15 protein-coding genes are annotated in these 12,916 nt (G+C 71.1%); 8 read left to right on the forward strand and 7 right to left on the reverse strand.

Going from position 1 to position 12,916, the window contains the following annotated elements:
• The first annotated feature begins 33 nt into the window (after window positions 1-33).
• Window positions 34-372 carry an STAS domain-containing protein gene (locus OG598_RS12945; protein WP_328654655.1) on the forward strand — a complete coding sequence of 113 codons (339 nt, stop codon included), beginning with the start codon at window positions 34-36 and terminating at the stop codon, window positions 370-372.
• A gap of 76 nt (window positions 373-448) precedes the next feature.
• Here OG598_RS12945 and OG598_RS12950 read toward each other — a convergent pair whose 3' ends face one another.
• On the reverse strand, window positions 449-763 hold the full coding sequence (locus OG598_RS12950) for a hypothetical protein (protein ID WP_091408152.1): 315 nt from the start codon (window positions 761-763) through the stop codon (window positions 449-451).
• A gap of 200 nt (window positions 764-963) precedes the next feature.
• Here OG598_RS12950 and OG598_RS12955 point away from each other — a divergent pair, with 200 nt between their 5' ends.
• The 3 genes from OG598_RS12955 to OG598_RS12965 all read left to right on the forward strand — a co-directional run bounded on the left by OG598_RS12955 (window position 964) and on the right by OG598_RS12965 (window position 3,992).
• A complete protein-coding gene (locus OG598_RS12955) occupies window positions 964-1,941 on the forward strand; it encodes a DUF2267 domain-containing protein (RefSeq protein ID WP_328654656.1) in 978 nt (325 codons plus the stop codon).
• Window positions 1,942-2,044: 103 nt separating this feature from the next.
• A complete protein-coding gene (locus tag OG598_RS12960; RefSeq protein WP_328654657.1) occupies window positions 2,045-2,839 on the forward strand; it encodes a spermidine synthase in 795 nt (264 codons plus the stop codon).
• A 58-nt stretch (window positions 2,840-2,897) separates the two neighbouring features.
• Complete coding sequence (locus OG598_RS12965) at window positions 2,898-3,992, forward strand: AI-2E family transporter (RefSeq protein ID WP_328654658.1); 1,095 nt, start codon at window positions 2,898-2,900, stop codon at window positions 3,990-3,992.
• Between the two features lie 76 nt (window positions 3,993-4,068).
• On the opposite strand, the gene OG598_RS12970 is transcribed toward OG598_RS12965, so the two are convergent.
• The 5 genes from OG598_RS12970 to OG598_RS12990 form a co-directional block, all read right to left on the reverse strand.
• Window positions 4,069-5,370 carry an NAD(P)/FAD-dependent oxidoreductase gene (locus OG598_RS12970; RefSeq protein ID WP_210785140.1) on the reverse strand — a complete coding sequence of 434 codons (1,302 nt, stop codon included), beginning with the start codon at window positions 5,368-5,370 and terminating at the stop codon, window positions 4,069-4,071.
• Window positions 5,371-5,425: 55 nt separating this feature from the next.
• On the reverse strand, window positions 5,426-7,579 hold the full coding sequence (locus OG598_RS12975; protein WP_328654659.1) for an amylo-alpha-1,6-glucosidase: 2,154 nt from the start codon (window positions 7,577-7,579) through the stop codon (window positions 5,426-5,428).
• Window positions 7,580-7,694: 115 nt separating this feature from the next.
• Entirely contained in the window at window positions 7,695-8,222 is a 528-nt protein-coding gene (locus OG598_RS12980) for a GNAT family N-acetyltransferase (protein ID WP_238682783.1), read from the reverse strand.
• Window positions 8,223-8,292: 70 nt separating this feature from the next.
• Window positions 8,293-9,015, reverse strand: a complete 723-nt coding sequence (locus tag OG598_RS12985; RefSeq protein ID WP_328654660.1) for a VOC family protein — start codon at window positions 9,013-9,015, stop codon at window positions 8,293-8,295.
• A 96-nt stretch (window positions 9,016-9,111) separates the two neighbouring features.
• Entirely contained in the window at window positions 9,112-9,870 is a 759-nt protein-coding gene (locus tag OG598_RS12990) for a group II truncated hemoglobin (RefSeq protein WP_328654661.1), read from the reverse strand.
• Between the two features lie 77 nt (window positions 9,871-9,947).
• Here OG598_RS12990 and OG598_RS12995 point away from each other — a divergent pair, with 77 nt between their 5' ends.
• The 4 genes from OG598_RS12995 (at window position 9,948) to OG598_RS13010 (ending at window position 12,454) form a co-directional block, all read left to right on the forward strand.
• Window positions 9,948-10,292, forward strand: coding sequence for a winged helix-turn-helix transcriptional regulator (locus OG598_RS12995; protein WP_328654662.1), 345 nt, complete (start codon window positions 9,948-9,950; stop codon window positions 10,290-10,292).
• 76 nt (window positions 10,293-10,368) lie between these two features.
• A complete protein-coding gene (locus tag OG598_RS13000) occupies window positions 10,369-10,776 on the forward strand; it encodes a pyridoxamine 5'-phosphate oxidase family protein (protein ID WP_328654663.1) in 408 nt (135 codons plus the stop codon).
• A 23-nt stretch (window positions 10,777-10,799) separates the two neighbouring features.
• Window positions 10,800-11,444 (forward strand): hypothetical protein, encoded by a 645-nt coding sequence (locus OG598_RS13005; RefSeq protein ID WP_328654664.1) that lies wholly within the window; start codon window positions 10,800-10,802, stop codon window positions 11,442-11,444.
• 80 nt (window positions 11,445-11,524) lie between these two features.
• Window positions 11,525-12,454 carry an alpha/beta fold hydrolase gene (locus OG598_RS13010; protein ID WP_328654665.1) on the forward strand — a complete coding sequence of 310 codons (930 nt, stop codon included), beginning with the start codon at window positions 11,525-11,527 and terminating at the stop codon, window positions 12,452-12,454.
• A 10-nt stretch (window positions 12,455-12,464) separates the two neighbouring features.
• Here OG598_RS13010 and OG598_RS13015 read toward each other — a convergent pair whose 3' ends face one another.
• A complete protein-coding gene (locus tag OG598_RS13015; protein ID WP_328654666.1) occupies window positions 12,465-12,884 on the reverse strand; it encodes a hypothetical protein in 420 nt (139 codons plus the stop codon).
• Window positions 12,885-12,916 lie beyond the last annotated feature (32 nt).

Below are 12,916 nucleotides of genomic sequence, written 5' to 3' on the forward strand. Positions count from 1 at the left end.
TGCGTTTTGTCGCTCGACAAGGAGAATGGTGGGATGCCCGACCAGCTGTTGACCATCGAGACGACCCGGCTCGCCGCCGGGCACGTCCGACTCCGGCTGACCGGCGAACTCGACTACGACAGCGCGCCCGAGCTGATCGCCGCGGCGGCCGGGCTGCGCGGCGACGACGACGCTCCGGTGCTTGTCGACCTGACCGGGGTGACCCTCTGCGACTCCTCCGGGCTCAGCGCGCTGCTGGTGGTGCACCGCGCCGCCGGGGCGATCCGACTGACCGGGGTCAACCCTCAGCTCCAGCGGATGCTGGACCGCACGGGCCTGAGTGAGTTGCTGGCCGAGGCGTACGCCGACGACGACGTGCGCGCCATCGGCTGACCCGAGGCCACCCCCCGGGAAGCGAAACGGGGTGGCCCCCGACCCTGGGACCTGGGGTCGGGGGCCGGAGGAATGTCTAGGGTGCCGTCATCGGCTGGAGCCGGGGGCCGTCCTCACGCAGCTCGCCGATCGGGGCCGCGTCCACGTCCTCGGGCTCCCCCGAATCGGGCGTCTGGTACAGGTAGCGGACGAACTGCCCACCCGCCTCGTTGTCGTCCGCGCCGGGCCACTGACCGATGCAGTCCATCCCGATCACCTCGCGGCCCGTTCCGTCGGCCTCCTCCAGCAGCGCCCACAGGCTCACCGGGTAACACCTGGTGACCTCGGGTGTGAGCTGCCAGCGGGCGTACCAGCCGGGTCGAGCGGGGACAATCTCGACAACTTCCTTCATGACGACCTTCCTTCCGCGTACCTCGGAAGAACTCCGGTCCTGATCCGATCGTGCGGGCCATGCGGGTGAGCACCCCTCACCCCCGCCGGATGAAGCGTGGCGCAGGCGGCTCCGACCCGGCCGACGGCCTCCGTTTCCTTCTCCGGGACGGCGGGAAGGCGACTGGCGCAGCCACGATCCCCAGCGGAAGGGATGCCAGCATGCGCAAGCAGATGGAGGGCGACAACCAGAGGCGTCGGGCACTGGCCCGGCAGGCCCGGGAGCAGAATCGCCAGCCCAGCGAGATCGGCGCCAGCCTGAGCGCGTCCAAGCAGCTCACGAGCCTCGATGCGGGTAAGCGGGCCGGCCCACCAGCGGCCGGAGTACACAAGTCGGACACCACGCGCGGCGGGCCGGCACCGCCGCCCGTGGGTAGCGCCGACAACCCGCGACCGCAGCCGTCCCCGCCGAGCGGCGCGGCCGGTGTGAACAGCATGGGCTACCACGACCTGGTCGACGAGGTTCGGCGTCGCTCCGGGGTCGACTTCAAGACCGCCAAGGTGGGCACCGAGGCGACAGTGTTGGTCCTCGCGTTCGCCCTGGAGGCCGCCGAGCGGCAGCGGCTGCTCGCCGCGGTGCCGGCGTCGCTGCACGACGTGCTGCCGGTCGACGGCATCGAACGGCACCAGGACCTGCCCGGCTTCCTGGCCGAGGTGGGCCGGATCAGCGGCAACACCCCGGAGCAGGCCCGGTACCAGGCCGAGGCGACGATCGCCGCGCTCGCCGAGCAGGACGGCGACCTGGTCGAGTCGCTGCACGTACCCGACGGGTTGCGCGACCTGCTGAACCCGCCGGAGGCCGGCGGCGGCCTGGTGGGCGCCTCCACCACCACACCCACCCTGGACGCCGACGAGATCAGCGCGGCGCTGGACGACCTGCCCTACTGGGCCGGCGACAGCCAGGGCCTCTACCGGGTGGTCGCGCTGCCGCCCGACAACCTGGATCGGGTGCTCGCCCGGCTCGACCGGCTGCGCCAGGACAATGGCCGTGGCCCGAGCATCGGGCGTCCGGGCGACACCGCCGCCGTGTTGACGGTGCGGACCAGCCAGGCCAACGGGGTCACCGCGCTCGACGTGGACCTCGCCCGACAGATCGACGACGCGATCGACGAGGTGGGGGCCGGGATGGCCGGCGGCTGACCGCCCACCACGACACCGGCGGGTCGGCGGGACGGGGGCGACCCCGCTCCGCCGGCCCGTCCGCCGTGCCGGGCGCGCCGTGGGCTGGGCTAGCGTGCCAGTCATGAACCGCGCCGCCGACCGGTTGGAGCTGGTCGCCGACCCGGTCCGCCGGACCGGGCGGACACTGCTGTCCGCCGGGGTCGAGCAGTCGTACGTGGATGTCGAGGATCCTCGGCACCTGCACTTCGAGTACGTCCGGCGGATCGCCTCGGCGGTGGAGGTGGCGGCCCCGGCCGGCGCCCCGTTGAACGTCCTGCACCTGGGTGGCGGCGCGTTGACGCTGCCCCGCTGGCTGGCCGCCACCCGGCCCGGCTCCCCGCAACGGGTCGTCGAGCGGGACGCGGCGGTGGTCGAGTTGGTGGCCCGGGAGTTGCCGCCGCTGCCGCCGGAGGTGCGGGTGGAGGTCGCCGACGCCCGGGACGCTCTGACCGACACCCCGGACGGCCGCCACGACCTGGTGATCGCCGACATCTACCGCGCGGCCCGGATGCCCCGGCACGTGCGCACCGTCGAGTTCGCCGCCGAGGTTGCCCGCGTCCTGCGCCCCGACGGGTTGTACCTGGTCAACGTCACCGACCTGCCTCCGCTGGTCGGCACCCGGGTGCAGGTGTCCACCTTGCGGGCGGTCTTCGCCGACGTGTGCGTGGTCGGTGACCGGCGGATGTTGCGCGGCCGCAGGTACGGCAACCTGGTGCTGGCCGCGACCTCCCGCCCCGGCGGGCTGCCGGTGGCCCGGCTGGCGGTGGCCGCCCTGCGCGACCCGGTGCCCGGCGGGCTGCTGCACGCCACCGCGCTCGACACGTTCGTCGCGGGCGCCCACCCCGTCACCGACGCGGACGACAACTCCCGCCACTGATCGCCGTTGTGCCCGCAATGCCGGGTTTCCGACGGCGGGCGCGGGGAAGGCCCGCCGGATGAGCAACGTCGACGATCGGGCGACCGGCCGCCGAACCCTGATCGTGATCGGTCTGGTGCTGGCGACCGCGCTCGCGCTGGGGTTCGTGTACGCGACCCGGCGGGTGCTGGTCTGGGCGGTGGTCGCCGCGTTCTTCGCCGTCGCGCTCAAACCCCTCGTCGACCGGCTGCAACGCCGCTTCGTCCGGCGTCGAGCGCTGGCCACCCTGCTGGTGTTCCTCGCCGCGTTCGTGCTCCTGGCGATCCTGGCCGCGCTCATCCTGGTGCCGTTGTTCGGGGAGTTGGGCCGCTTCGCCGACCGGGCGCCCGAGCTGCTGCGGGAGGCCCGCGCCGGACGGGGCCCGGTGGGGCAGGCGCTGGAGCGCACCGGGGCACGCCGCTACGTCAGCGAGCACTCCGAGCAGCTTCGCGACCTCGGCGGCCGACTGCGCCAACCCGCTGTCGGTGTGCTGCGCGGCGTCGTCGAATCGGTCGCCGGGCTGGTCACTGTCATCGTGCTCGCGTACCTCATGGTGTTGGAGGCGCCGCGGATCACCCGCGGCCTGCTCACGGCGGCCGGGGACGGTCAGGGCGAGCGGCTGCGCCGGGTGGGCCGGGAGGTGTCGCGCACCGTCACCGGCTATCTCACCGGGAACCTGCTGATCAGCGTGATCTGCGGGGCGTTGACCTTCGTGGTGCTGACCCTCACCGGGGTGCCCTTCGCGGCGGTGATCGCCCTGCTGGTGGCGGTGGCCGACCTGATACCGCTGGTCGGGGCGACACTCGGCGCGGTGATCGCGGCCGGTGCCGGTTTCCTGCACTCCCCCACCGCCGGGGTGGTGGTGCTGGTCTTCTTCGTGGTCTACCAACAGGTGGAGAACCACCTGCTCCAGCCGCTCATCCTGTCCCGCGCGGTCCGGCTGAACCCGTTGACGGTGCTGATCAGTGTGCTGCTCGCGGCGGAGCTGGCCGGTCTGCTCGGCGCGCTGCTGGCCATCCCCGCCGCCGGCATCGTCCAGACCCTTCTACGCGAGTACGGCCCGCGCCGGCTGCGACCCGCCCCGCCGGCCGGTCCGGCCGCGCGGTCCGCGCGGCCGGCCGGCTCCACCGACTGACCGTCGCGGCCGGCCTGCTTCGCGACAACCTGGCCGGGCGGGCCGCCCTGCTCCCGACGACCTGGCCGGTGCCCGCTCAGCGGGACCGGGTCGCGACCTCGGGTGTGGTGCTCTCCAGCGGCACCGCGTTGGCCGGCACCAGCCCCAACTGGACCGCCGACCGGGTCAACGCGGCGTCCAACGCCCAGTCGGCGCTGACCCGCGTGCGGTTTCCCGGCATCGCCATCAGGTGGTACGCCCGGGTGACCGCCTTGGCCGGCAACCCGGCCAGGTTGACCTGCAACGGGTTCGCCGCCGCGTCCTTGCCACCCAGGTCGACGACCCAACCCAGGTCGTGGTGCTTGTACGGCTTGCGGCGGCCGAAACCGTACGACGCGGCGATGTTGTACGCCGCGCGCTTGCCCTGCCGCTGCGCGTGCTGGGCGGTCATCCCGCACACCTTGCCCGGATTGACGAGGTCGGGCACCGCGGCGGCGTCACCGCAGGCGAAGACCTCCGGATAGCCGGGAACGTTGAGGAACTCGTCGGTGACGAGTCGACCCCGGTCGGTCCGCAGGCCCAGTTCGTTGACGAACGGGTCGGGGCGTACCCCCACACACCACACCAGGGTGCAGGTCGGCACGTACTCGCCGTCGGTGAGCTTCACCCCGTCGCAGGTCGCCTCGGCCACCGAGGTACCCATCCGCACGTCCACCCCGCGCCGGTTGAGCACCTTGTGCGAGGTGTCCGACATCCGCTTGTCCAACTCCGGCAGCACCCGGGACGCCACGTCGAGCAGCATCCAGCGGGGCCGGACGGTGAGCCGGGGCCGCTGGGCGTGCAACGCGTCGGTGAACAGCTGCCCGTGCGCCGCGACCTCGGTGCCGGTGTAGCCCGCGCCGACCACCACGAACGTGGAGCGGGCCTGCTGCTCGGCCGGGTCCTCGGCCTGCTCGGCCAGTTCGATCTGCCGGACGATGTGATCATGCAGGTAGACGGCCTCGGGGAGGCCACGGAAACCGTGCGCGTACTCGGTCACCCCCGGGATGGGCAGCAGCTTGTTGACGCTGCCCACGGCGAGCACCAGCCGGTCGTACGCCAGCCGGTTCTTCTCCCCCTCGGCCTGGGTGAAGCCGACCCAGCGGTTCTGCAGGTCGACGTGGTCCGCCTCGCCGACGACCACCCGGACGCCCTTGAGCGTCCCGGTCAGCGGAACGGCGATCCGTTTGGGCTCGACCACCCCGGCCGCCACCTCGGGCAGCAGCGGCAGGTACAGGAAGTAGTCGGTGGAATTCAGCACCACGATCTCGGCCCGGTCCCGGGCGATCCGGCTCAACGTCTTCGCCGCGTGGTAACCGGCGAACCCGGCCCCCACGATCACCACACGAGGTTTCGTCATTGCGGGCCGTTTCCCGTCGAAGCCCGCGACAAACGTCCTACGCGCCAGCCCGTGCTCAGCTCGGCTGAAGCCGGACGTGGCCGCTGCGACCGATAGCCTCCAACTCCCACTGTTGACCGAACGCCCGGACCCGCTCGGCGGCGATCCGGCCCAGCTCCTCCGGGACGTCCGGATCGAGGACCAGCCGGCCGTTGACCGGGTTGAGGCCGAGCATGGCGCGGATCAGGGCCAGCGGCGTGCCGGCCGCCCACGCCTGCGGGCTGCACGCGGTCGGATAGGGCACGGCGAAGAGCAGTCGCTCCCGGTCGAACCCGCTGAGCGCCTCCGGCAGCCGGTGACCGAACTGTTCGGCCGCCTCGATCATCGCCAGGCTGATCCGGTTCGACTCGGCCCGGTACCCGTACCGGGCCAGGCCGAGCGCGGCGATGGAGTTGTCGTGCGGCCACACCGTGCCCAGGTGGTAGCCGAGGGCGTTGTAGAGCCGCTCCTCCCGGGACAGGGTACGGATGCCCCAACCGGAGAACATGTCCGGCGACATGAGTTGATGCACCACCGCATCGGCTCGCTCCGGTGGCACGATTCCGCTCCACAGCAGGTGACCCATGTTGGAGGTCTTGGAGTCGACGCGGTTCTTGTCGCCGTCCAGAGCGACCGCGTAGTAGCCGCCCCGTTCCTCGATCCAGAAGTCCTGGTTGAACCGCTCGTGCAGGGTGTTGGCCTCGTCGCGCAGTCGGCGCGCCAACGTGTGATTGTCCAACGGCCCGTCGAACAACTCGGCCAGCCGCATCTTGGCGTCGTAGGTGTAGCCCTGTACGTCGCTGGTGGCCAGCGGGAGCACGGGGATTCGGCCGTCGGCGAAGCAGACGCCGTCCGGGGAGTCCCGCCAGCACTGGTTGCCCAGCCCCTCGGGCGAGCGGGTGGCGTACTCGACGTAGCCGTCACCGTCCCGGTCGCCGTAATCGTCGATCCAGCGCAACGCGGCCACCGCGTTGTCCCGCAGGTGCCGGACGGTCTCGTCGTCGCCCGTCCAGCGCCAGTACTCGGAGAGCAGGATCAACCAGAGCTGGGTGGCGTCGGCGGTGCCGTAGTACGGCCCGAACGGTTTCTCGCCGCTGCGGGTCAACTCGCCGCTGCGCACCTCGTGCAGGATCTTGCCGGGCTCCTCGTCGGTGAAGTCGTCGCACGTCTCACCCTGGAGCCGGGCCAGTGTGAGCAGCGTGCCCTTCGCCAGCGCGGGCCCGGCGACGAGTGTCTGATACGCGGTGATCAGGGTGTCCCGGCCGAAGACGGTGAGGAACCAGGGCAGTCCTGCGCCGGGGAGCAGAATTCGCTGGCCCTTGACCTCCAGGTCGAGCCGCAACGCCGCCAGGTCGTTGCGGGACTGCCGCGCGGTGTGCTGCAACGCCGCGTTGTCGCTGCGCAGCACCGCCCGGTCCTCCAGCCATCGGCGCAGCGGGTCGTCGGCCCGGCCGTGGATGACGTCGGCGATGTCGCCCCGGACCGGCTCCACCACCCCCATCCCGGGTGGCAATGGCACGTGCAGGTCGACCTGCCACTCCTCGCGGGGGCCCAGGTACCGCTCCCAGACCAGGTCGTCGCCCTCGATACGGTCGGCCGGGGTCGCGCAGCACACCCGGGTCTGCGCGGAGAAGTCACCGCGCTGGTAGGAGAAGCACAGCTCGGACCCGTCGACGGCGTGGTCCCGGCTGATCTCGGCGGAGCGGTCCCGGACCCTCGACTTGACCTCGAACAGGTCGGCGAAGTCGGCGGCGACGGCCAGCCGCAGCTCCACCCGGACCGGCTCCAGCCGGTAGGAGACCAGTTCCACGCGTTCGTGGAACCCGTCGCCGACGTAGCGCAGGCGCCGCAGGCCCAGCGTGTTCGGCGGCAGCCCGGGCAGCTCCGGGTTGGTGAGCACGTACTGCGCTGAGTAGTGGTCGATCGTCTCGGAGCGCAGCGGCAACAACTCGCTGCCGTTGACGGTCAGGCTCCACCCACTGATCAGGCGGGTGTCCAGGTGGACGAGCCCACCGATGCTGCCCGTCGGCACATCTCCGCACGCGTTGGAGTAGAGGAACGTGGGCCCGCTGAGCACCGCGAGCGAGTCGGGGCCCAACTCGGGCGGGATGGCCCGCTGGTCGGCGCTGTCCGCCTCCGCGACGGACAGACCGGGGAAGGGATTGGCAGGGGTCGCGCGAACGGCAGCCATGCACCCACCGTAGGAAGCAGGGTACGGGGCGTCATCACCCGGTCCGGGTGAAAGGTCCGGTGCTCCTGCGGCCAAGGTGCCGAGCACGACCTGGCCGGCGCGGCCGGGCCGACGGTCAGGCGGGGGTTGGTGCGGTGATCGCCCAGCGCTCGTGGTCGCGCCAGGCGCCGTCGATGAACAGGTAGTCCGGGGAGAAGCCCTCCAACCGGAAACCCAGCTTGCGTGCCACTCGCCGCGACGGCTCGTTGCCCGGTTGGATGTTCGCCTCCAGCCGGTGCAACCCGACCGAGGTGAACGCGTGGTCGATCACCAGGGCGACGCCCGCCGATGCGTGCCCGGTCCCGCTGTACGGCAGGAACGCCGCGTACCCCAGGTAGCCACCGCGCAGCGCACCGAGCACGATTCCGCTGATGTTCACGTAGCCGGCGATCTCGCCGCTGGCCCGGTCGCAGATCAGGTAGCCGGCGCTGTCGCGGCGACGGATCCGGCGCAGATAGAGCTCGTACTCCTCCGGACTGGCCGGCGCGGCCAACCAGGGGTGGTGCAGGTCCCGGCTGCGCCGCGCGGCGGCGACGAACTCGTCCGAGTCGGTGGGCCGGGGTCGCCGGATCGCGGCAGGACCACCGGTACGCAGGTATCTCACGGCGGATCACTCTGACCGACCGGTGCCGCCGTTGTCCAACCGGCCGCCGCGTGCACGTCGTGGGCGCCGGCTAGCGGGACGTCAGGAGGCTGAACTCCTGACCATCGGGGTCGGCCAGCACGACTCTGCCTGCCCCATCCTGGTTGGCGTCGACGCGGGTCGCGCCGAGCGAGAGCAGACGGTCGACCTCGACCTGCCAATGGACGCCGACAGCCGGAGCGATGTCGAAACGCACCCGATCCCGGCCCCCGTTCGGCATCGGTGGCGGGCCACCCCAGGTGAACTTCGTGCCGCCGCGCGGCGACTGGATCGCGGTCTCCTGGTCCTGGTCCCAGACCAGCGGCCAGCCCAGGGCAGCACTCCAGAAGTAGCCGACGGCCTGCGAACCGTCGCAGGCCAGCGCACCGATGAAGCCGCAGCCGGCGAGGAACCTGTTGCCCGGTGCGATGACGTCGAACTCGTTGCCCTCGGGGTCGGCGAGCACCACGTGATCGATCTCCGGGCCCTGGCCGATGTCGGCGTGCCGCGCACCAAGTTCCAGCGCCCTGGCCACCGTCTGCCGCTGGTCCTCCAGCGAACTGCTGGTCAGGTCGAAGTGCATCCGATTCTGGACCACCTTCGGCTGCTGGTTCGGGGCGAAGCGGATGTGGTACTCGTTGTCGTCGGCGGGTAGGAGCAGGACGCCGTCGTGTGGATCGTCGGCGATCTCCCCGCCCAGGAGCCCGGCCCAGAACTGCGCGAGCCGCAGGGGCTCGCTCGCGTCGAAGCTGATCGCGAACAGGTGTGCGGTCATCGCTGCGCTCATCTCCCATCGGGCCGGACGCCGTGACAGCCGTCGGAGCCGGAGCCTAGGGGTGTGCCAGGTAGACCGCACCCGAGTTTCGGCGGGTCATCCCCGGAAGGGCGGGGCGACACCCCAGCCCCAGCGTGGGACCGGTGCCTGCCGGATCGGGTCCGCGTCCGGTTGGGAATTGCCTACCGCCAACCGGGTGCCCCACTCGAGGTAGCTCGCGAAGGCGGCGCGAAACTCCGGATCATCGGGTAGACCGACCTCGTCGGCGGCGTCCATCATCAGGTTGACCCACCGTCGACGCTGCGCCTCGCTGATCGCCCTCCCCAGGTGCTTGCCGAGCATGTGGCGGTAGCCGCCCTGCTCAGTCGTGTACGTGTCCGGTCCCCCGAAGACCTCGGCAAGCCACACCGCTACATGCCGGGCGTGGTCGGGGTCCAGGTTTGCGAACATCGGCGCGAGCAGGTCGTCGGAGCTGACCAGGCGGTAGAAGGCATCGCAGAGCCTCATGAACGCGTCGTTGCCGCCGGCCCACTCGTACAGGCTCGGCGGCGCGGCGCCACCAGGGCCGGCGACCGATGTACGGGCGTAGTGCCGCATTTCCTGGATGTCCTCGACGTACGGCCTGATCGCGGCGAAGAACTGCCCGAACACCGGGCCGCCCCGAAACCCTTTCAGGTGCTCGTCCACCGACGTCCAGGTGATGCGCAGCAGGTAGCAGGCCGGGTCGTCAAGGCAGCGGCTCAACTCGTAGTCCACACACTGCGGCGCGGCGCGTAACGCGCCAGCGGCCCGCTCGTACGCCGCCTCGAAACCGTCCAGCCGTTCCTGCGGGACGCGGTACCTGATGTACTCCATCACCATGGCTACAGCTCAACACCCGCAGCGGTGTTGATCAAGTACGCACCATTTGGTACGTGCCGAGGGAGGCCACGATGCCCAAGCGATACCACTGCCCGGTGGAACTCGCCGTCGACGTTGTCGGCGGGAAATGGCGACCGGTGATCCTGGCCCATCTCAAGGAGGGCGTACACCGCTACGGCGAGCTGCGCCGCCGAATGCCCGGGATCAGCGAGAAGATGCTGACCCAGCGTCTGCGCGAATTGGAGGCCGATGGGCTCGTCCTGCGGCACGACCACGAGACCACACCACCTCATGTCGAGTACCGGCTCACCGAGGAAGGACTCAGCCTGGCCCCGGTGTTGCAGGCCCTGTACGACTGGGGCGCCGCGCGGGCCACACGTACCGGTACCGCCATCGACGAGCCCTCCGCTGCCTGATTCGACCCGACGCACCCGCCCGGGAGCAGGTGAAAGACAGTCGTCGGGACGTGCCGCGTTGTGATCCACTGGCCCGGTGAGCCGAACCCCCTCGATCCCCCCGGCCGACGTCGAAGAGCGACTGTCGCGGGAGCTGAACGTCTGGCTGTGCACGGTGCGGCGCGACGGGTCCCCGCACCTGACGCCGGTCTGGTTCGTCTACCTCTCGGCGACGTTCTGGGTCGGTTGCGAGAGCCGCAGCGTCAAGGCCCGCAACGTCGTGGCCGACCCGCGGGTGTCAGTGGCTCTGGAGAGCGGCAACGCGCCAGTGGTGGCGGAGGGCGCCGCCCACCTGCACCGAAGTGGATTCCCGAGCACCGTCGTCGAGGCGTTCGCGCGCAAGTACGACGGCTGGGACGTCGGCCGGCAGGTCGGCCCGGACGGCGAGCGGGCGCTGCTGGAGATCCCCGTCCGACGGTGGCTGCTCGCGGGCACCGCCCAGTGAGCCGTCGATGCGAGAATCGGCCAGTGGAGAACGAGCTGACGACGGCCCTGGCGGGCGTACGGGACGCGTTCGCCCGGTATCCGCGCCGTGCGGTGCTCGACGGCTGCCCGCACTGCCGGGGTTCGGTGCTGGTCGACGAGCACGACCTGTTCTCACTGACCATCAGCCTCGGCAACACGGTCGGTGGCCGGGCGGACGTGAAGGCCCTGCTCCCCGTACTCCTTGAGCGCCTGCTCGGGTGCGACGACCTGGAACCGGTCATCGTCCTGGGCAAACTTCCCCGTCAGGAGTGGCGCACCTGGCCACGGGTCGAGCAGGAGGCCGTCGAGGCGTACCTCGACGCCGTGTGGCGGTCGTTGTTGGCGGATCACCCGTCGCGGCTCGGGTCGTTCACCGATCCGACGGACGTCCTCGACGCGGCTCACGCGGCCGGCGAGCGCGTCGAACGATTCCTCGACGTCTGGGACGCCACGCTCACCCCGTCGGCAGACCGTCACCTGGCCGAGATGGTCAGCAGACTCAACTTCACGAGTCAGAAGCCGAGCGTCCTGGGCGACTGGTTACGCCGATCGGCGACCCGCGACCGTCTGCACCGCGCGTGGGAACGTGACTACGACTCGCCGTGGGCCGACGACCTCGCCCAGGCCTACGACCTCCTCCGCGTCTGAAGGGCCCCTCGCTTCGCGACCGGACCACGTGCACCCGACCGAGCTGCCGTCGATCTGAAGCGCCGTGACGAGGAGGTTGAATGGACACCGAGCCCCAGGACCCCGTCGTCGTCGCGCTGTCCAGCCTGGTGCCAACTGGTGTCGACAGTGGCCGGCTGGCCCGGGAGTCCGGCCGACAACTGCGGTGGGTAGCAGCCGGCAGCGTCGCCCCACCGGTCGTCCTGATCTCCGGAGCGGGCGAAGTGGAGTTGGACTGGGCCGTCGTCCTCCCCCCGTTGGCCGAGAGGTCCCGCGTCATCGCCTACGACCGGGCCGGTCTGGGAGCCAGCGACCCCGACTCGTTGCTGACACTGAACTCGCAGGTACGCGACCTCGTGGCACTCCTGGACGACGTCGGTCCCGCCGTCCTGGTCGGTCACAGTTGGGGCGGACTGCTCGCCCAACTGGCCGCATTCGCCAGTCCGGACCAGACGCTTGGTCTGGTCCTGCTCGATCCGTTCCACGAGGACAGCATGGCAGAGGTGCCACTGGCTCTTCGTATCTCGTCGAACCTCCTGCTCAACGTCATCCCGGTGCTCAAGGCCATCGGGCTCTTCGATCGGATCGCGGCCAACATGGGTCGCACGCTCGCCGAGCGCTGCACCGACGACCCGGAGGCGCAGGCGTTGATCACCGAGGCGTACCGGGCCAGCTATCGCACGTTCGCTCAGGTCACGACCATTCGCGCGGAGAACCGTCTCGCCAACACCTGCACCCGAGACGTACGCGCCGCACGCGCGACGTCGACCGCCCCCGACGTACCGATGAGGATCCTGACCGCGACCCGCGGCAAGCCCGCGACCCTGCGACAGCGCTCCGGTGACCTCGCCGACCAGACCGCCGCGGTCTTCCCACGCGGCGTCCACGTCGTGGTGCCCGACAGCGGCCACTACATCCACAAGGACCAACCCGCCGCCGTGGTCGACGCCGTGCGCGCTGTCCTCTCCCAGGCCAACCGGGACACGCCGTAGCGGAACCGGGTCAGCGCCGCTGGACCGCAGACCTGGCGAACCACGGTGCCAGCCACGGGGTGAGCGCGACGAGACCGACGGCGAGGGCGGTGATGACGGCCTGCCCGATCCGGCCCGGCGTGACACCGACCGCCGGGTCCAGCACGTAGTTGGCGTACCCGTTCGCGGCCGCATCCGTCACCAGCACCGCGCAGCCCAGCACGAGCCCCTGCACCCGGCGGGCGGCCAACAGCGACGCCGCCAACGGATCCCACAGCGTCAGGGACGTGAAGTAGAACGTCAGCCACCCGGGCAGGGCGAGCTGCGGCCCGAACCGGGGCAGGAGCAACTGCACCACGTGCACCGCGGTGCCGTAGGCGAAGACCAGCACCGCGACAGCCACCACACACCGGACCGCGAGAGGCACGCCACGCCATCGGCCGGTGCTCATCCGGTCATGGTGCCTCAGCCGGGCAACCGATC

This window comes from Micromonospora sp. NBC_00330 (assembly GCF_036136635.1).
Classification (GTDB): Bacteria; Actinomycetota; Actinomycetes; order Mycobacteriales; family Micromonosporaceae; genus Micromonospora; species Micromonospora salmantinae.

Coding starts and splice junctions, on each gene's coding strand:
- OG598_RS12990 (WP_328654661.1), bottom strand. CDS start 9,870: ATGGAGTACATCAGGTACCGCGTCCCGCAGGAACGGCTGGACGGTTTC.
- OG598_RS12975 (WP_328654659.1), bottom strand. CDS start 7,579: ATGGCTGCCGTTCGCGCGACCCCTGCCAATCCCTTCCCCGGTCTGTCC.
- OG598_RS12945 (WP_328654655.1), top strand. CDS start 34: ATGCCCGACCAGCTGTTGACCATCGAGACGACCCGGCTCGCCGCCGGG.
- OG598_RS13010 (WP_328654665.1), top strand. CDS start 11,525: ATGGACACCGAGCCCCAGGACCCCGTCGTCGTCGCGCTGTCCAGCCTG.
- OG598_RS12995 (WP_328654662.1), top strand. CDS start 9,948: ATGCCCAAGCGATACCACTGCCCGGTGGAACTCGCCGTCGACGTTGTC.
- OG598_RS12955 (WP_328654656.1), top strand. CDS start 964: ATGCGCAAGCAGATGGAGGGCGACAACCAGAGGCGTCGGGCACTGGCC.
- OG598_RS12965 (WP_328654658.1), top strand. CDS start 2,898: ATGAGCAACGTCGACGATCGGGCGACCGGCCGCCGAACCCTGATCGTG.
- OG598_RS12950 (WP_091408152.1), bottom strand. CDS start 763: ATGAAGGAAGTTGTCGAGATTGTCCCCGCTCGACCCGGCTGGTACGCC.
- OG598_RS12985 (WP_328654660.1), bottom strand. CDS start 9,015: ATGACCGCACACCTGTTCGCGATCAGCTTCGACGCGAGCGAGCCCCTG.
- OG598_RS12970 (WP_210785140.1), bottom strand. CDS start 5,370: ATGACGAAACCTCGTGTGGTGATCGTGGGGGCCGGGTTCGCCGGTTAC.
- OG598_RS12960 (WP_328654657.1), top strand. CDS start 2,045: ATGAACCGCGCCGCCGACCGGTTGGAGCTGGTCGCCGACCCGGTCCGC.
- OG598_RS13015 (WP_328654666.1), bottom strand. CDS start 12,884: ATGAGCACCGGCCGATGGCGTGGCGTGCCTCTCGCGGTCCGGTGTGTG.